This is a genomic window from Salinicoccus halodurans (assembly GCF_900114445.1).
GTDB classification, from domain to species: domain Bacteria; phylum Bacillota; class Bacilli; order Staphylococcales; family Salinicoccaceae; genus Salinicoccus; species Salinicoccus halodurans.
In genome coordinates this window covers 113,752-130,750 of the sequence record NZ_FOTB01000003.1, presented here as the reverse complement: position 1 = coordinate 130,750, position 16,999 = coordinate 113,752, and the positions used below count along the sequence as shown (strand labels likewise).

17 protein-coding genes are annotated in these 16,999 nt (G+C 41.7%); 12 read left to right on the top strand and 5 right to left on the bottom strand.

Translation table 11 applies throughout. From position 1 onward, the window contains the following. Positions 1 to 16: 16 nt before the first annotated feature. From BM271_RS07205 to BM271_RS07190, 4 genes are all read left to right on the top strand, one after another. Positions 17 to 1,618, top strand: coding sequence for a glycosyltransferase (locus tag BM271_RS07205; protein WP_046789023.1), 1,602 nt, complete (start codon positions 17 to 19; stop codon positions 1,616 to 1,618). Continuing rightward, positions 1,611 to 3,740, top strand: coding sequence for a bifunctional glycosyltransferase/CDP-glycerol:glycerophosphate glycerophosphotransferase (locus BM271_RS07200; protein ID WP_046789022.1), 2,130 nt, complete (start codon positions 1,611 to 1,613; stop codon positions 3,738 to 3,740). Before BM271_RS07205 ends, BM271_RS07200 begins: the two co-directional genes overlap by 8 nt. 163 nt (positions 3,741 to 3,903) lie before the next feature. Next, complete coding sequence (locus BM271_RS07195; protein WP_046789021.1) at positions 3,904 to 4,467, top strand: helix-turn-helix transcriptional regulator; 564 nt, start codon at positions 3,904 to 3,906, stop codon at positions 4,465 to 4,467. A 189-nt stretch (positions 4,468 to 4,656) separates the two neighbouring features. After that, entirely contained in the window at positions 4,657 to 4,932 is a 276-nt protein-coding gene (locus BM271_RS07190) for a 4a-hydroxytetrahydrobiopterin dehydratase (RefSeq protein WP_046789020.1), read from the top strand. A gap of 56 nt (positions 4,933 to 4,988) precedes the next feature. Here the strand turns inward: BM271_RS07190 and BM271_RS07185 are convergent, their stop codons facing one another. Continuing rightward, the gene (locus BM271_RS07185) at positions 4,989 to 5,660 is read right to left on the bottom strand and encodes an RluA family pseudouridine synthase (RefSeq protein ID WP_046789019.1); all 672 of its coding nucleotides are present in this window, start codon (positions 5,658 to 5,660) and stop codon (positions 4,989 to 4,991) included. A 214-nt stretch (positions 5,661 to 5,874) separates the two neighbouring features. Here BM271_RS07185 and BM271_RS07180 point away from each other — a divergent pair, with 214 nt between their 5' ends. Both BM271_RS07180 and BM271_RS07175 read left to right on the top strand, forming a co-directional pair. Continuing rightward, a complete protein-coding gene (locus tag BM271_RS07180) occupies positions 5,875 to 6,954 on the top strand; it encodes an aldo/keto reductase (protein ID WP_046789018.1) in 1,080 nt (359 codons plus the stop codon). A 168-nt stretch (positions 6,955 to 7,122) separates the two neighbouring features. Continuing rightward, positions 7,123 to 8,256, top strand: coding sequence for an NADH-dependent flavin oxidoreductase (locus BM271_RS07175; RefSeq protein ID WP_046789017.1), 1,134 nt, complete (start codon positions 7,123 to 7,125; stop codon positions 8,254 to 8,256). Positions 8,257 to 8,320: 64 nt separating this feature from the next. Here BM271_RS07175 and arr read toward each other — a convergent pair whose 3' ends face one another. Next, positions 8,321 to 8,737: an NAD(+)--rifampin ADP-ribosyltransferase gene (gene arr, locus BM271_RS07170; protein WP_046789016.1), complete on the bottom strand. Its 417-nt coding sequence runs from the start codon at positions 8,735 to 8,737 to the stop codon at positions 8,321 to 8,323. A gap of 328 nt (positions 8,738 to 9,065) precedes the next feature. Between arr and BM271_RS07165 the strand changes: the two genes are divergently transcribed. Continuing rightward, positions 9,066 to 10,562, top strand: coding sequence for a flotillin family protein (locus BM271_RS07165; protein WP_046789015.1), 1,497 nt, complete (start codon positions 9,066 to 9,068; stop codon positions 10,560 to 10,562). Positions 10,563 to 10,754: 192 nt separating this feature from the next. Further along, complete coding sequence (locus BM271_RS07160) at positions 10,755 to 11,825, top strand: C45 family autoproteolytic acyltransferase/hydrolase (RefSeq protein ID WP_046789014.1); 1,071 nt, start codon at positions 10,755 to 10,757, stop codon at positions 11,823 to 11,825. A gap of 27 nt (positions 11,826 to 11,852) precedes the next feature. On the opposite strand, the gene BM271_RS07155 is transcribed toward BM271_RS07160, so the two are convergent. After that, positions 11,853 to 12,599 carry a sulfite exporter TauE/SafE family protein gene (locus BM271_RS07155; RefSeq protein ID WP_046789013.1) on the bottom strand — a complete coding sequence of 249 codons (747 nt, stop codon included), beginning with the start codon at positions 12,597 to 12,599 and terminating at the stop codon, positions 11,853 to 11,855. A gap of 9 nt (positions 12,600 to 12,608) precedes the next feature. Beyond that, entirely contained in the window at positions 12,609 to 12,938 is a 330-nt protein-coding gene (locus tag BM271_RS14160) for a hypothetical protein (RefSeq protein WP_143544915.1), read from the bottom strand. 146 nt (positions 12,939 to 13,084) lie between these two features. Here BM271_RS14160 and BM271_RS07150 point away from each other — a divergent pair, with 146 nt between their 5' ends. Both BM271_RS07150 and BM271_RS07145 read left to right on the top strand, forming a co-directional pair. Next, entirely contained in the window at positions 13,085 to 13,792 is a 708-nt protein-coding gene (locus BM271_RS07150) for an aggregation-promoting factor C-terminal-like domain-containing protein (RefSeq protein ID WP_046789012.1), read from the top strand. A 407-nt stretch (positions 13,793 to 14,199) separates the two neighbouring features. After that, positions 14,200 to 14,937: an aggregation-promoting factor C-terminal-like domain-containing protein gene (locus tag BM271_RS07145; RefSeq protein WP_046789011.1), complete on the top strand. Its 738-nt coding sequence runs from the start codon at positions 14,200 to 14,202 to the stop codon at positions 14,935 to 14,937. A 79-nt stretch (positions 14,938 to 15,016) separates the two neighbouring features. Here the strand turns inward: BM271_RS07145 and BM271_RS07140 are convergent, their stop codons facing one another. Beyond that, the gene (locus BM271_RS07140) at positions 15,017 to 15,439 is read right to left on the bottom strand and encodes a universal stress protein (protein WP_046789010.1); all 423 of its coding nucleotides are present in this window, start codon (positions 15,437 to 15,439) and stop codon (positions 15,017 to 15,019) included. 529 nt (positions 15,440 to 15,968) lie between these two features. On the opposite strand from BM271_RS07140, the gene BM271_RS07135 reads away from it, so the two are divergent. Both BM271_RS07135 and BM271_RS07130 read left to right on the top strand, forming a co-directional pair. Beyond that, positions 15,969 to 16,376 carry a hypothetical protein gene (locus tag BM271_RS07135; RefSeq protein ID WP_052749793.1) on the top strand — a complete coding sequence of 136 codons (408 nt, stop codon included), beginning with the start codon at positions 15,969 to 15,971 and terminating at the stop codon, positions 16,374 to 16,376. Next, positions 16,377 to 16,802: a protein kinase domain-containing protein gene (locus tag BM271_RS07130; RefSeq protein ID WP_052749792.1), complete on the top strand. Its 426-nt coding sequence runs from the start codon at positions 16,377 to 16,379 to the stop codon at positions 16,800 to 16,802. Positions 16,803 to 16,999 lie beyond the last annotated feature (197 nt).

The following is a 16,999-nucleotide window of genomic DNA, read 5'->3' as shown; positions in this document are numbered from 1 at the left end:
AGACAAGGATGGTTTTATGAAACCCAGGATTATATTTCTACTCAACTCCATAGACGTCAACAAAGGCGGACTGACCCATGCATCCTTAAGGCAGGCAAGCACTTTTGCGGATGCAGGTTACGATACTCAAATACTGACATTCAGATACGAACCAAGGTTTCCGGTCATCTGCAGAAAACTCGCGGAGATGGGCAAAGTCAGCAGAAAAGTGAAAATACGAAACATGTTCGAAGATTTCTCTTCATATAACAGACGTGACAAAATCAATATTGGTAAAATAAAAATAGACATCTCTGATTATTCCGGTGAATATGCCACAACGAAGAGAAAGAACTATAATGCATACAGACTCTATAAAAACGGCATATATGAGAAATATATCTCACTCCGGAAAGACAACACCCTGGATTTTACAGATTACTTCAATGAGAACCGCTACAGAATAAGACGGGAAAATTATAACTATTACGGGCACATGAGCAGGGTACAGTATTTCAGCTTTGAAGAAAATAAGGTCAGACAGGAAGTGTTTTATGATAAAACAGGTGCTGCTTTCCTTAATTTCTGGCACGAACCGTCTACAGGGAAAATCAGCCGGGTCACCCATATCGGGCAGAAGAACGAAGTGCTCAGTGAAACTACGGGGGATGTCGTCCCCCATAAACTGCACTGGCTGAACCGCGTCATAAATGAGGCAGATTCTGAGACGGTCATTATTTCAGATACCCGGTCTACGGATGAATTACTGGTGAAATTGGATAATCCTCTGGCTAAAAGGGCACTGCGTCCCCACAGCAACCATTTAAGAAATCCGGATGATCCTGATTCAGAGCTCAATAAACGCAACAGCTATGCGATAGAAAACATCACCAATGTCGATGCTCTGGTCGTTCTGACAGAGAAGCAGAGAAATGATATAGTAAACCGTTTTGGCAATAAGGATAAAGTATTTGTCATACCGAATTATTATGAGGTGAATATGCCTAAAATCAGAGGGATACGCTCCTTCATCTCCAATGTGAAGCATTACGGTGACCGGAGTGTAAGAGATATGTCCAGAGTATCGATCGTCTCCAGGTTCTCCAGTGTTAAAAACATCGACCATACCATAAAAGCATTTAAAGATGTGGTTGAGGAAGTACCGGAAGCCAAACTCGAAATATGGGGCTCGGGGGATAAAAAAGGAGAATATACCGAATTGATAGAGACATTGGGCTTGCAGGACAATGCAGAAGTAAAGGGATACACGCAAAACCCTGAAAAAATATACCAGGCCGCGGCTCTGTCTGTAGTCACTTCAAATGCAGAAGGTTTTTCTCTTTCAGTCATGGAGAGCATGGCAAATAACACTCCGGTCGTGAGTTACGACATCAGGTATGGACCATCTGATATGATTGAGGACGGTGTGAATGGTTTTCTCATAGAAAAAGGCGACATAGAAGCTTTATCCGAGAGAATCATTCATATGCTGAAACACCCTGAAGAAACAGAAAAAATGGGTAAAGAAGCAGGAAAAACAATGCAGACAAAATTCAGTAAAGAGAACTATCAGAACTTGTGGTTCTCTTTTACAGACAGGCTGCTGCAAAAAGACGAAAGGAGAGACAGCAATGAATAATCTGATTTCTGTAATCACTCCAGCAGAAAAAAATGAAAATTATCTTAATATTGCTTTGGAGTCATTGAAGAAACAAACATATACAAACTTTGAAGTACTGATTCTCCACTCTGATATCAGTGCTCTGAAAGAAGTGGTTGATGATGTATATCTCGATGATGACAGATATACATTTGTCGAAACACCGGCAGAGGTGAACGTGGGTGCTGCGCGTAATGCCGGCATCGAGGAAGCCAAGGGTGACTATATATACTTCCTGGACAGCGACGATTATATATCCGAGAATATGCTTCAGCTCCTGTCTGACAATATAGGCGAATTTCCGATGATCAGAGGAAGGATGAAATCGACGGATTTCAGCTCAAGTTCTGTTATCATATTACCCGGTACAAACAAGATAAAAATGTATTCCAACAGAAGATACAACCTGATCAGAAACAATTCTGCAATCAACTTCCTGATTTCAAAAGAAGTCCTCGATCGAACGAAACTGCGGTTTTCCGAGGAATTCAAAACATACTCGGACCTCACTTTCATGTTGCCCCTGCTGGAAGAAATCCAAATGGTGCCGTATGTCTATGAAGCAATTTATTTCAGGCGGCGGCGGAATGACCCGATAAACCATCCGTCCTTGCGACAATCTCCTGTAGAGCAGTTGACGCATGATCTCTTCGGCATCTACAACCAGCTGAGAACAGAAGATCTCAGCGAGGAAGCGCAGCGCTTTTTGGATAATAAACTGCTGAACTTCTACAGGAAGCGGCTGGTGGTAGAGTTCAAAGATGATTCGACCATTGATCAGTATTTTGACGGCCTTGTGGAAAGTATACGGAAAATCGATCCTGAAAGACTGGAGAATAAGGACTTTATTCTGAAAAATGATGTAAGGGCGATAAAGTCCAACAAGAAGAGTACCTTCCGGAAACTCAGCAACTTCCACCATCTACTGAGGGATATCAAACGGGGGATCGCTTCTAAAAAAGGACGTAAAGAACTCCTGTATAAACGGGTTTTCAAAAACATGGACTTCAAAGACAACCTGGTCGTTTTTGAGAGTTTCCAGGGAAAATCATATTCCGACAGCCCCAAATATATTTATCAGTACATGCTTGAGAACAAAAAAGATTATAAATTCGTATGGGTGATGAACAAGCCTGTCAACATACCGGGGAAACCTGAAACTGTAAAACGCTTCTCACTCAAGTATTACTACTATCTTGCAAGGGCAAAATACGTTGTCAGCAACGTCAGGATGCCGAACAGCTATATTAAACGGGACAATCAGATATATCTTCAGACATGGCACGGCACACCGCTCAAACGCCTTGCAGGAGACATGGCCGATGTCCATATGCCCGGGACCAACTCTGCACGGTATAAAAGAAACTTTAACCGCGAAACCGACAAGTGGGATTACCTCATTGCACCGAACCAGTATTCTTCGGACATCTTCAGAAGAGCGTTCTGGTTTAACAACACCATACTTCAGACCGGTTATCCGAGAAATGACATTTTGACGAATGATAATGATTCAGAAACTATAAAAAGGTTGAAGTGGAGATTGTATCTCCCGACCAATAAAAAAATCATCCTCTACGCACCAACATGGCGGGATGATGAATATTACAAAGTCGGCAAATACAGATTCGATCTGAACCTCGATTTGCACAGAATGAAGGAAAAATTCGGAGACGAGTACATCATACTGCTCAGGATGCACTATGTCGTCGCCTCCAACATCGACCTGACGGATCTTGAAGGCTTTGCGTACGATGTCTCAAGCTACAGCGATATCAGTGAACTGTATCTGATGTCCGATATGCTGATCACTGATTATTCATCCGTATTCTTTGATTATGCCAATCTGAGGAGACCGATATTATTCTACACTTATGACATAGAAAAATATCAGGGGCAGCTGCGCGGTTTCTACATCGATATGGAAAAAGAACTGCCCGGACCGTTGCTCATGAATAATGATGACGTAATCGATGCGATTGAAAATATCGATTCAGTCAGCGAAAAGTACAGCGACCGGTATGATGCATTCTATGAGAGATTCTGCAGCTGGGATGACGGCAGATCATCGGAAAAAGTCGTAGATGCTGTGTTTGAAAAATAGCATATGAACAGAAAGAAGCTGGTTGATTATCCAGCTTCTTTTTTGATTTCCCGGGAAATTTCAATACGTCAAACCCTTTTGACATGGATTATATGGTACATGTCAAAGAAGCTTGATAGTATGAATGAAGAAGCTTGATTAATCTGAGAGTGAGGAACATCAAATGAACATCAGCAGTCAAATCAGAAAATACCGGAACCAGCTCGAATATTCACAGGAGGAACTGGCACATAAACTTTATGTATCCAGGCAAACGATATCCAACTGGGAGAATGGACACAGTTATCCTGATATCCAGACACTTCTAATGCTCAGCGTTCTTTTCGATGTTTCTCTCGATACTTTAGTCAAGGGAGATATAGAGATTATGAAAACAGAAATTTCAGGGCAAAACAAGAATATGAACCGATGGGCATGGGTTATGGTACTGAGTTATTTTGGAGCTTCAGTTCTAGTTGGCCCAATTCTAAACTTTATGAATATATGGTGGATGATTCTTCCGGGCATTATAATGGCAGTGGCAACTTATGCTGCTCATAAAGTTGAACAAATCAAAAAAATTTATAATTTGGATACTTACGAAAAAATCGTTGCTTTCTCTGAAGGCAGATCTACAGAAAAACTTCGAGCCGGAAAAAGCTGGAAAGATATAATGTCTCTGGTTGGTGTCCCTGCCGCATTTATATTAATAATGCTAATCAGCTCCTATGTCTTTTCGCTAATCTGATTCATTTCCAAAGCTTATAAATCAGCTATTTATAACGGTATGCATTATCCTCCTAAACTTTGATATAGATGTGTTTAATAAGGATTTAAACTAATGCTGTAACGGGTATAGTTATTTATATATTGCTATTGATTCACAACAACAGCAGCCGGGTAAAAATGACTATTAAGCCTTAAAGGAGGAATATCAATGGCAGATGTAAAAGCCGAAGTGGAAAAGCTGGATGGCTGGTCAATCGACAATGAGACGATCAGCAAAAAGTTCAAATTCGATAAGTATCTGGATGGTATTTCGTTCGTAGAAAAGATCGGCACCTATGCTGAAGGTGTACAGCATCATCCAGGAATTTCAATCAACTACACGACGGTGGCTGTATCGTGGACTACACATTCAAAAAAGGAACTGACGGAAAAGGATATTGCTGCCGCAAAAGCATGCAACAACTTGTATCAACTGTTCAGCTGATAAAAAGTGCCTCCGGAAAAAATTTCCGGAGGCACTTTTAATATAATTATCGTACTTCAGGCAAATTCTGACCACGGATGCTTATCCGGCGGCGGACAATCAACTGTAATCATTTCACCTTTTGTAGGATGTTTGATACTCAGGCGGGAGGCCCAAAGGGCAATCTGCTGACCTGGCTTATTTACATGCTGACCATATTTCTGATCTCCATAAAGCGGGCTGCCCTGATTCGCAAACTGGACCCGTATCTGATGCGAGCGCCCTGTCTTCAGTTCCACTTCAACAAGACTGCCTTCTGTACTACTTTGCAGAACTTTATAGTCGAGCACTGCCTTTTTAGCATCTTTATTATCCGGGCTCACAGCACTAACGATATTCTTCCTGCGGTCTTTCCATAAATAATCTGTCAGTCTTCCCTTTTTCTTTGGCAAAAATCCACGGGTGACAGCAAGGTATTTCCTGTAGATCTGATGTCTCCGCAGTTCATCCGAGAGCCGGGAGGCGGCTTTAGAAGTTTTTGCAAACACCATCGCTCCGCCTACCGGCCGGTCCAGTCTGTGTATCAGACCGAGATAGACATCACCCGGTTTATTATATTTTTCTTTTATGTACTGCTTCAGAATATTCAACAAATCTCTGTCTTTTGAGCTGTCTCCCTGCACCGGAATATTGACCGGTTTCTCAACAATCAGCAAATGATTGTCTTCATAAAGTACATTGATATGCACTTGGCTCACTCCTATTTTTATAATTGCACATAGTTAATGCCCGACCGCAAAAAGATGCGTCCGGACAATGGAAAAAAACATTAACATCCAATATAACATCTATTGAATGAAAAGGATCAGGTTTTATTGCATTTCAAAGTAGAAAATCTTTATTCTGCTTTTGAGTTTCATAGTCAATGGGCCGGGGAAAACAAAGTATATCGGAGGGATGATGATGGATTACAAATTGTTAGGTGATTCCGGACTGAACATTTCCAAATACGCACTCGGCACAATTCCGTTCAGCGGTACAAACGGTTTTGAACCGGCAGGAAGCATGGATCAGGAAACAGCAAATGCGTTGGTCGATCATGCGCTCGATCATGGCATCAATCACTTTGATACCGCAAACCTTTACGCCAAGGGCGATGCTGAAATTGTGCTGGGAAAGGCAATTCGTAATAAACGCAAAGATATGGTCATTGCCAGCAAAACAGGTTTCCAACTGACTGATAATCCAAATGATGTCGGTGCCACCCGTATTAACATCGAGGCGTCCATTGACGAGACGCTGGATAGGCTCGGAACTGATTACCTGGATTTATATTATGTACATGTATGGGATGGACAAGTATCCGTTACCGAGACAGTACTGGCAATGAACGATCTGATCAGGAAAGGGAAAATCCGGTATTGGGGCGTTTCGAACTACAGTGGCTGGGCTTTGGCTAAAACACATACATTCGCCGTTGAAAACAACCTCATGCCACCTATCGCCCATCAGATTTATTATACGCCTGAGTCCCGTGAAGCAGAGTTTGAACTGCTGCCAGCAGGAAAAGAACTGGGAGTAGGCAATACGATATGGTCACCGCTTGGAGAAGGGCTGCTGACCGGTAAAATCTCAAGAAACCAGAAAGCGCAGCCGGGCACACGGCAGGGTGAAGACTGGCCGGAGCCTTATATCAAAGATAGAAAACTGTTTTATGACCTTGTGGAGTTATTGCAGGATGTTGCAGACGGGCATAATGCCACCGTGCCGCAAGTAGTGCTTGCATGGCTGAGGGACAGACCTAATGTCGACTCAATAATTATAGGCGCACGTAATAAAGACCAGTGGTATGAGAATGTTGCATCCTATGATTTACAGTTGACTGATAAGGACCTCAGTCAAATAAACGATCTGACGCTTCCAGAGCCGATCTACCCATTATGGCACAGGGCGATGAACACCAGGGACAGGGCTTCTGAAGCGGAAAAACCGTACCTTGAAGCCTTTAATGCACACATGGAAAAACAGGAAAAGGATATATAAACGTACAGCCGGAAGCATACCAGCGCTTCCGGCTCAGTTTATAGCGATTGTTTTACATGAAACACTTATTTCAGAGAACTTCATATATCACTTCCCGCTGCCACAAGCTGTTTATTTCACATTATTACTGGTTAAATGATAATGTGACTGCGTAGGAGGCAGAAAAATATGAATAAAAAATATGCACCTTTGTTTGAAACTGTTCAACTTCCAAACGGTATTGAACTGAGAAATAGATTTGTACTCGCTCCGATGACCCACGTCTCTTCAAATGATGATGGTACCGCATCGGATATGGAGATTGATTATATTGGAAAAATGTCAAAGGATGTCGGTCTCGCGATCTCTGCAGCATCGAATGTCACTGATCTGGGCAAGGCTTTTCCGGGTCAGCCTTCTGTTGTACGGGATTCAGATATCGAAGGTTTGAAAAAAGTCGCGGATGCCATGAAGGAAAATGGCGCAAAAGCGATACTCCAAATTCACCATGGCGGTGCGCAGGCTCTGCCCCGGTTGACACCTGGTGCGGATTCAGCGGCACCAAGTCCGATCACACTGCAAAGTTTTGATGAAACAGAAAAGCATGATGCCCGTGAAATAACTGAGACAGAAATCGGGAAGACAGTCAGAGCATTCGGTGAAGCGACACGCAGAGCCGTTGAAGCAGGGTTTGACGGAGTTGAAATCCACGGTGCCAATCACTATCTAATTCACCAGTTCGTATCCCCGCATTTTAATAAGCGCACAGATGAATGGGGAGAAGACCGATATTTATTCGCAGCAGAAATTGTGGACGAAGTGGTAAAAGCCAAAAATGAATATGCAGGGGATGAATTCATCCTCGGCTATAGATTTTCACCGGAGGAACCGGAAACCCCGGGAATCAACATGGAAATCACAAAAGAGCTTATCAACAGATTGATTGATAAGCCCCTCGATTACCTCCACGCTTCACTGGGAGATGTGCACTCAAAAACACGTGAAGGCAGATACGAAGGGACCGAGCGCATAGAACTGCTCCACAAATGGATTGACGGACGCATGCCGCTCGTTGGTATCGGTTCAGTATTCAACCCGGACGCTGCCCTCGGCGCTATAGAAGGCGGCAATGTGGAACTCATCGCATTAGGCAGGGCACTTTTACTGGACTACAACTTCATCAGCAAGATCAAAGAAGGCAAAGAAGACGATATTGTAAATGCATTTGATCCAGATAGAGAAGACAAATATGGACTGCCGGAACCATTATGGAAACAACTTTATAATGGATTCTATCCGCTGCCGCGTACTGATGAACAGTAATAACCGTTAAAATAATTCTAAAAGCTCATGCTGCGGCATGGGTTTTTTTACTGATAACGGCATTCTAGTCATATATTATATCCCTGCCTTCTTCGCGCAGCTTTTGCAGGCCATCCAGCATACCTTTGAGTTCTTCATCAGAATGTCTTTCCCATTTACCCAGTTCACCGACTATTCTGAGAGCCGATTTGGACCTGTACGAGCGGGTAGGATTACCCGGGAACCGTTTATCTGTAACGTTGGGATCATTTTCAAATCCACCCACAGGCTCGACAAGGTATATCCTTTCTTTCAGATTACCTGAGGCCAGTTCTGCTCCCCATTTTGCTGCGTCCAAAGTTGCAGTGAAATAAATATAATTTGATTTCTTATCCTGATAATTGGACTCGAATTGTGGTTCCAGTAAATCTCCAATTTCCAGTTCCGCCTTAGTACCGTGCAAGAATGGTCCTTTGTCCAGAACATTTTTATCATGAGTCATATACAACACTCCCGAATAATAGATTTTCAAGCTATCAACAGTATAGGTTAAAATTCTGTATAAAATCAGTCTATAATTCACTTTTTACTTATTGTATAATTAAACTGGAAGGATAAATGAGTAGAACGACATATAATCAAAATCGTAATCATCATCTAAAGTGTACAGATTACTGGAAACGTTTAAAAATAAACTTATTCCAAAGAAATATGAGTTAACCATTGAAGTTGCTTTCTGATTATAGAATACTGGAGAAGAGGGTAGATTTGACCTTGTCACTCAGTCGTTTCGTACTTTCATAAAATAAAAAAGGAATAGGAGTCTACATATGTTTGAAGTCACGGGTACTTTACTCGCAGTACTCTTCATTATCGGAGTCATTATTGTCGCAGGTATCATCTGGTACCTATTCATGAAAGCCAGATACCGTACTGTCCCTTCCAACGAGGCGCTTATCGTTACAGGCCCGAATCTGGGAGATGAATCCAAAGAGACGAATATATATAAGGATGACCAGGGACGTTACATGAAAGTCATCCGGGGCGGCGGCCACAGGCTCAAGCTGTTCCAAACCGGTACAAGAGTATCATTGAAATCATTCCAGCTGCAGATTTCAACACCAAAGGTATACACACTTGAAGGAGTAGGAATCTACGGCGAGGCTGTTGCAACAGTGAAAGTGGCTGATGACCTCGACGGCATCGTCAAATATGCCGAACAATTTCTCGGGAAAGATCAGAAAGATATTGAGCATGAAATCTCTGAAGTCTTAAACTCAAACCTTCGTGCAATTTTATCCAAGATGACGGTTGAGCAGATTAATAAAGACCGTGAGAGTTTCAATGAACAGGTTCGTGAGATTGCTCAGGACCAGTTAAACAGAATGGGCTTCAAGATTACTTCCCTTGGTCTGTCCGACTTGAGAGATGATGAAAATTATCTTGAAAACCTGGGCCGTCCTCAGATTGCCAGAGTTAAGAAAGAAGCTGAAATTGCTGAATCTGAAAACAGACGTGAAACAGAGATCCAGCAGGCCAAGGACAACGAGGACATCTCCAATGAGCAATATAAGAGAGAGATGAATATTGCTGAAAGCCGCAAGGAGAAGGATATAAAAGATGCCAAAATCCTTGCTGAAACAGAGAAGGAAAATGCGGCTGCCAGAGCGGCCGGTCAACTGGAAGAGGAAGAACGCCGTTTAGAAGTGGAACGTCAGCGTCTGGAGATCCGTGAACAGGAGAAACAAAACGAATTGAAGCTGCGTCAGATGGAACGCGAAAATGATGTCCAGCTTGAGAAGCAGCAGGTTGAAGTCCGCCGCCAGCAGGCTGAAGCGGATTACTATGCCCAGACTAAAGACGCGGAAGCAAGAGCAGAATCCCGCATGGCTGAAGGTAAGGCTGAAGCTGAAGTCATCAGAGAAAAAAGCATGGCCGAAGCTGAAGCGATTGAACGCCGTGCCAAAGCGATGGCAGAACACAAAGACGTCATCATTCTGGAAAAACTCATCGAAATCATGCCGGAATTCGCCAAAGCCGTCAGCGATTCAATGAGTAACGTCGAATCCATCCGTGTTCTGGACAGCGGCAGCGGTGACCAGCTTCAGTCACTGCCGAACACCGTAACAGGGACAATGGCCAAACTTCAGGAAAGCATGGGACAGATGACCGGGTTCGATTTGGAAAATTTCCTGGGAAATCTCTCCAGCAGTGAAGAAGCGGATTTCAGTGAAGTCGGTGAAAAGGGAGATGCAGAAGCAGAGAAAGAAACAGAGCAGGACTCCCGTGATGATGAACCCACCGCAGAGAATGATGAGCAGCAATGATTCAAAATAGCACCTTAATGTAACTCTCAAATATAAACAGGGACAGGCCATGACTTATGGGGCTGTCCCTGTTTTTTTCATTTAATTTTTGGCTGTGATAAGCTTAAATTCGTATGTATTAATTTTTTATATCATTTTTTCACATAGGACCCATCCTTGAGATTTGAAATACCCGACTGGAGGTAAGATAATATGAAGCAGTTTTACAGTGATGTCATTCAATTCAGAGGCACTCATTATGATTTTGGATATTACCAGGGTAAACTTCTTAAAGATTCCCCGATTTTACCTAACCGGGAAAAACAATGGGGACCGAAGAAGGACAGGCATTTTATGATTGATCCGGAAAGATATTTGGAAATTATAAAAAATATCGCACCGGCCATTCTGGATGAAATCCAGGGGCTTGCCGATGCACTTGATATGGATATGGATAAGGCATTCCGGTCATTTGGCGGATACTATCTGGAATTCAAGAGAAGCGGTTGCTCTATTTTCACCGATACAGAGTATATGGTGCGTAATTACGACAGTCATCCCCGAGGGTATGAAGGGCGTTATTTATTTTATGCGCCAAGTGACGAGGGATATGCTTTTATCGCGCCGAGCATGCAAATTACAGGACGTATAGACGGCATGAATGAAAAAGGGCTGGTGACAGGTTACAACTTTACTCACAGTAAGATGGCAGGTGATGGATTCATGTGCAGCATGGTCGCCCGCCTTATATTGGAAACATGTGCAAACACAGCCGAGGCCATTTCTTTATTGAAAACCATTCCTCACAGACATTCCTTCAGCTATGTCCTTTTGGATACGGATGGTCACTCCTACGTTGTGGAAGCATCACCAAGAAGAGTTGCCGTCCGTCAGTCAAATGTATGTACAAATCATTTTCATTTACTTAATGAAGAAAACCGTTACCGTCAGGAAGAAACGCGTCAGAGGGAGAAGACAATTCAAATCCGGCAAAAGAGTTCCACAAACCCCTATCAGGCTTTTAAAGTGATGAACAGTCCTGAACAGGGTGTATTCTCAGAAAAATATGATGCTTCCGCCGGGACGATACACACATCCGTGTACTTCCCTAACGAATTAAAAGCATGGTTTGTCATCGGCCCTGACAGGGCACCTGTCATTTTTGACTTTGGCAAGTGGCTCAGGGGAAACAATGTCAACATCACACAAATCAAAGGTGAGCTTAAGTATCACCGGCCGTTTGTGAATATGGAAATGCCCAGAACAAAAAAGGACCATCATTAGGAAACGGTCCTGTCAATTATTTCATATTTAACGGATAAAGAGTAGGATGGCAAAAAAGATGATAGCGATAATCAGAATCCTCTGCAGCAGTTTATCCGGCAGTATACTCGCGTATTTACCGCCCATGAAACCGCCGATGGCAGAACCCACCGATAATGCTGCGGCAAACTTCCAGTTGACCAGGTCATTGGCTATAAAGACGAAGGTCGAAACAGATATGTAGATTGTGACAACCAGAATCTTTATCCCATGCATGTCGGCCATCGGTATCCTTGGCACCAGCACCATCAGTGTGAGAATGATGAAGAATCCGACACCAGCCTGCAGGGCCCCGCCGTATATACCGATAAGTATGAACGCAAAAAACAGCAGCACCAGTGACACTTTCGAATTGATCTTCCCTTCTATGTAACGCTGGGGTTTGATGATGAGCAATATCACAAATATAATCATGAACGTTGCGAGCAGCGTATCCAATGTCCCGTGTGCGATATTGACTGCAATTTCAGCCCCATATATTGAAGCAACCGTCGCCGGAACTGCGAGCAGTAGACCGAGCCGCCAGTTCAAGAGGCCTTTTTTCTGAAACTGATACAAAGCAAACACATTCTGGACCATGATTGCGATTCTATTCGTTCCATTTGCAACGTTCGACGGCAGCCCAAAGAATATCAACAGCGGCAGCGTGAGCATTGAACCGCCCGCTGATACAATGTTGACGAAACCGACAATGATGCCGACAAATAATACAGCAATGACCGGCAGTATTTCCATAGGACCTCCTCATTCCATCTGTTTACTGTCATCATACTGGTATGCAGGCCGAACAGGAAACATCCACTCTTTATCAGAGCCTATTAAAGCTTTCCCGTCATCATATACTCTCTTTTGTTCTTCCAAATGCATATCAATTTCTCCAATATGATCAAATGCAGGGTATCCATATCCCGCTGTTTCAATTTTAATCCCTCTCCCGGAAATTAACAAATTTTCAGTTATTAAACATATAAAAGACACAAAACAACCTTTATATAACAAAATTTTCAGAAATAATACAGGAATAATACAAGAATATATCAAGATTACATAAGTAACCGGGTTTTGTAACTTCATTATTATCAAGCTGTAACACACTAGGGATATATTCATGATATATTAGGCACTGTCTTGAACAAGTAAGGTTTAAAAGTATTTTTACACATCACGATAAAAAATAACAATTACTATATAACATAAAAATTATCTGGAGGAAAAAAGTTATGAAGAAAACTATCTTAACTACGACACTTGCATTAGGATTGGGAGTAACTGGTTTCGCAGCAGACCAAAATGCAGAAGCATCAGAAATTAACAAAGGTGAGCTTGCGCAAATGGCTCAATCCAATTCAAGCGAATTGAATAACGCGCCAATCCACGAAGGTGAATACAACTATAACTTCACTGTTAATGGCGTTAACTATAGCTTCGAATCAGATGGTACTAACTACACATGGTCTTATGGTGGCTACAGTAATGAACTACCACAAAATGAAGCAGTTGAAACAGAGGAAGCTCCACAAGTGACTGAAGAAGCACAACCTCAGCAACAAGTACAAGAGGCACCTCAGGTAACTGAAGAAGCTCCACAAGTGACTGAAGAGCAGCCTGCTCAAAATACACAGCAATCAGAAGACGTTCAAGCAGCTGCACCTGAACAAAGCACACAATCAACTGGCGGTTCTACTAAGGCACAATTCCTGGCTGCCGGCGGTACAGAAGCTATGTGGCAAAATATTGTTATGCCTGAATCAACAGGTAACCCGAACGCTGTAAGTCCAAACGGCTACAAAGGCCTTGGTCAAACTAAAGAATCATGGGGCACTGGCTCTGTTCAAGAACAGACAAAAGGTATGATCAACTACGCTCAGGAACGTTATGGTTCAATCGATGCTGCGATCCAATTCCGTGCAGCAAACAACTGGTGGTAAAATCGAAACCAATTAAAATTTAAACCCGCATTATATGGAAGAATCCATATAATGCGGGTTTTTCTTTTGTAATTCCTCGGTTCTTAAGAATTTGATTGTTCAATTTGACTATTATATTTAAAAACACTCTGACATCGTCGTTCGTATATAGTTTTTCAAAAGCATCAGATTGTTTCTTTGACATTAAAAATATTCAGAAAGAATACACTGAGATATCAATATTACACCCTATTACACGCACTACCGGGGATTGTAACTGCATTATTATTAGGCTGTAACCTGCCAGGGATATTTCCATGATATATTAGTCACTGTCTTGAAAAACCAAGGCTAAGAAATATGTTTAGCTAATAACGACTTAAAAACAACCATGATTAATATATAATTATCTGGAGGAAGAAAGAACTATGAAGAAAACTATCTTAACTACAACACTTGCATTAGGATTGGGAGTAACTGGCGTCTCAGCAGATCAAAATGCAGAAGCGTCAGAAATTAATAAAGGCGAGCTTGCGCAAATGGCTCAAGCCGATTCAAACGAATTGAATAACGCACCGATCCATGAAGGTGAATACAACTATAACTTCACTGTTGACGGCGTTAATTATAACTTCGAATCAGATGGTACGTATTACACGTGGTCTTATGGCGGCTACAGTAATGAAACACCTCAAAACGAAGTAACTGAAACAGCACAGCAAGAAGATGCACCTCAAGTAACTGAAGAGAGCAATGAACAGACTCAACAAGTTGCTCCAAATACAGAGCAACAGGAAAGTGCACCTCAGGTAACTGAAGAAACTCAACAGCAGCCTGAGCAAAATACACAGCAATCAGAAGACGTTCAAGCAGCTGCACCTGAACAAAACACAGAATCATCAGAAGCAACAGGCGGATCTACTAAAGAGCAATTCCTGGCTGCCGGCGGTACAGAAGCTATGTGGCAAAACATTGTTATGCCCGAATCAAGTGGTGACCCGAACGCAGTCAATGAGCTTGGTTACAAAGGCTTAGGCCAAACTAAAGAATCATGGGGCACTGGCTCTGTTGAAGAACAGACAGAAGGCATGATCAATTACGCACAGGAACGTTACGGCTCAATCGACGCTGCGATGGAATTCCGTGCAGCAAATAACTGGTGGTAAAATCTTCACCACCTAAAATTTAAACCCGTATTGTCCGGTTTTTACGGACAATACGGGTTTTTTTATGGAATAATTTATTTTATTTAATAATCATGACAGGAGTATTCACCCGTTTGGCCACTTTATGCGTTACATGACCAAGCACGTGTTTGATATCTCTTTTCGAACGTCTGTTACTCATCACTACAATGTCATATTCATTTTCTTTTATTTCTTTTAACAACTCAGAAATTACACGTCCTGCCTCAAAACGAACTTCATACTTCAACCCTTTTTCATCAAGACGGTTGGTGAACGGCTTAAGCTTTTCAACTCTTTCTTTTGTATTAGCACTGAAAGATTTACCATTAAATCTAACATCACTGGACATCTCACCCTCTGTAACAACATTAAAAACTGTAATTACAGCATTTTCACTGTTCTCTGTCAGTTTTGCCAGCTCTTCAGGTACATTGTCAAAGGTGTTCGCAAAATCATAAGGTAGTAAAATATTATTATACATAGATACACATCCTTTTTCTTTTTAGAAATTAAAATCTTATTTATTACTATTCCGTTTGTAAAAATATTTATTCACATTGTTTTATACAAAAGTATTTCAGTTAGCATATCAGATTCCTGCAGCTTTGGATACACTGCTTATCGTAAAAATTGCTAATAAATTATGAAGCTTTTTTTGAAACGGAACACCCAAAATCAAGGAATTCAAATCCATTTCAATGATTTGTATTTAATCTTCATTAAAATTAAAGAAATCCTTTCAATTTTAATTATTTTTAAATTTTCTGATGAATATCCATTAACCATACAGATGGCATTATAGAATTAACACAAACGAAGGGAGGAGAATTTCATGAACCATTTCGAAGATATCCAATCAGCAGCATCCAATGATTTTTCAACTGGTTGCTACTCAAGTGAGTCAAACGACTCTTATGATAACAGTGAGTCTTCTGACTAAGTTCATAAGCAGGCGTGGGTGACAATTTCAAAATACATTTGAAACCGGCGTTTTGAAAGGAGTGAAAAATATGCAGAGGGCCAACAAATCCAGAAAGAATGAAAAATTGATTTCAAAAATCAATAAGTTCTTCACATTGGAGAGTACAAAGAGAAACATTATCCATGAAGCACCTCCGATTTCCGTCAAAGACATTTTTAAGCATTTCTGGCCGTATACACCGCAAAAATGTTTAAAGTACGGCTTAAGTCAGCATTTACACCTATCATCTCCCTATGTTTTGCAGAAAGAGACTGCCGGGAAAATACTGGTACGGGAAGGCGAGATTATTACAATGTCTCATCCAAACTTAATCAGAGGCTATGAGCTACATTCAAAGCCGCAGCCGGTTGTAATCCAGGAAACATTGACAGGCAAAACGATATCACATCTTGTACGTCAGATTTATAAGCGCGGCGATGAACTTTCCTTGATTTAGTTGGCGTATTTTGGAAAGCAGATTGCATCAGTTGTAAACTATCTGCACCAGAATAACCTGCTGCACCTGGACATCAAGCCGTCAAACATCATTTCCCAACCGCCGCTCGCTAAATTATTTGATCTTAATCTGGTAACAACGCCCGGCACTATTAGAAAAGGAACCGGAACAAGCTTCGGGAGAACTTTAACATACTCAGCAGATGTCCGGGGTGTCGGCGTTGAATTATTCTTTATGGCAACTGGAGAAAGACCTTTTAAAACGTATGACGACAAACGCTATGTACAGCTCGAGCACAGTACTGAAGACGGCAATATACTCTTTGAAATGATTGACAGCTGTCTCGATCCGGTTGCAGAAAATCGCCCGGCTACAGTTGATGTATTTAGAATTTGTGAGAAATTCATTATTCTGCAATCACAATAGTTCAATCCCCTTTTCATTAAATCGGAAGGGGATTTTTATAATGAAAAATGTATAAAATACCTTCTGGTCCTTAAGATGATTTTATGCCGAAGAATAAAATAAATGGTTAATTCACTAAAATAAATACCATCGTCCCACTAGTGACCTTATGTTCTCAGTGAGGTTTCAACAAAATTGAATAGGGAAGTAGAAAATAT

Bases quoted from the DNA above. Each gene is read 5' to 3' on its own strand.
- BM271_RS07160 (WP_046789014.1), top strand. From the start codon at position 10,755: ATGAAGCAGTTTTACAGTGATGTCATTCAATTCAGAGGCACTCATTAT.
- BM271_RS07200 (WP_046789022.1), top strand. From the start codon at position 1,611: ATGAATAATCTGATTTCTGTAATCACTCCAGCAGAAAAAAATGAAAAT.
- BM271_RS07135 (WP_052749793.1), top strand. From the start codon at position 15,969: ATGCAGAGGGCCAACAAATCCAGAAAGAATGAAAAATTGATTTCAAAA.
- BM271_RS07205 (WP_046789023.1), top strand. From the start codon at position 17: ATGAAACCCAGGATTATATTTCTACTCAACTCCATAGACGTCAACAAA.
- BM271_RS07155 (WP_046789013.1), bottom strand. From the start codon at position 12,599: ATGGAAATACTGCCGGTCATTGCTGTATTATTTGTCGGCATCATTGTC.
- BM271_RS07165 (WP_046789015.1), top strand. From the start codon at position 9,066: ATGTTTGAAGTCACGGGTACTTTACTCGCAGTACTCTTCATTATCGGA.
- BM271_RS07180 (WP_046789018.1), top strand. From the start codon at position 5,875: ATGGATTACAAATTGTTAGGTGATTCCGGACTGAACATTTCCAAATAC.
- BM271_RS14160 (WP_143544915.1), bottom strand. From the start codon at position 12,938: ATGAAGTTACAAAACCCGGTTACTTATGTAATCTTGATATATTCTTGT.
- BM271_RS07140 (WP_046789010.1), bottom strand. From the start codon at position 15,439: ATGTATAATAATATTTTACTACCTTATGATTTTGCGAACACCTTTGAC.
- BM271_RS07175 (WP_046789017.1), top strand. From the start codon at position 7,123: ATGAATAAAAAATATGCACCTTTGTTTGAAACTGTTCAACTTCCAAAC.
- BM271_RS07195 (WP_046789021.1), top strand. From the start codon at position 3,904: ATGAACATCAGCAGTCAAATCAGAAAATACCGGAACCAGCTCGAATAT.
- arr (WP_046789016.1), bottom strand. From the start codon at position 8,737: ATGACTCATGATAAAAATGTTCTGGACAAAGGACCATTCTTGCACGGT.
- BM271_RS07150 (WP_046789012.1), top strand. From the start codon at position 13,085: ATGAAGAAAACTATCTTAACTACGACACTTGCATTAGGATTGGGAGTA.
- BM271_RS07145 (WP_046789011.1), top strand. From the start codon at position 14,200: ATGAAGAAAACTATCTTAACTACAACACTTGCATTAGGATTGGGAGTA.
- BM271_RS07190 (WP_046789020.1), top strand. From the start codon at position 4,657: ATGGCAGATGTAAAAGCCGAAGTGGAAAAGCTGGATGGCTGGTCAATC.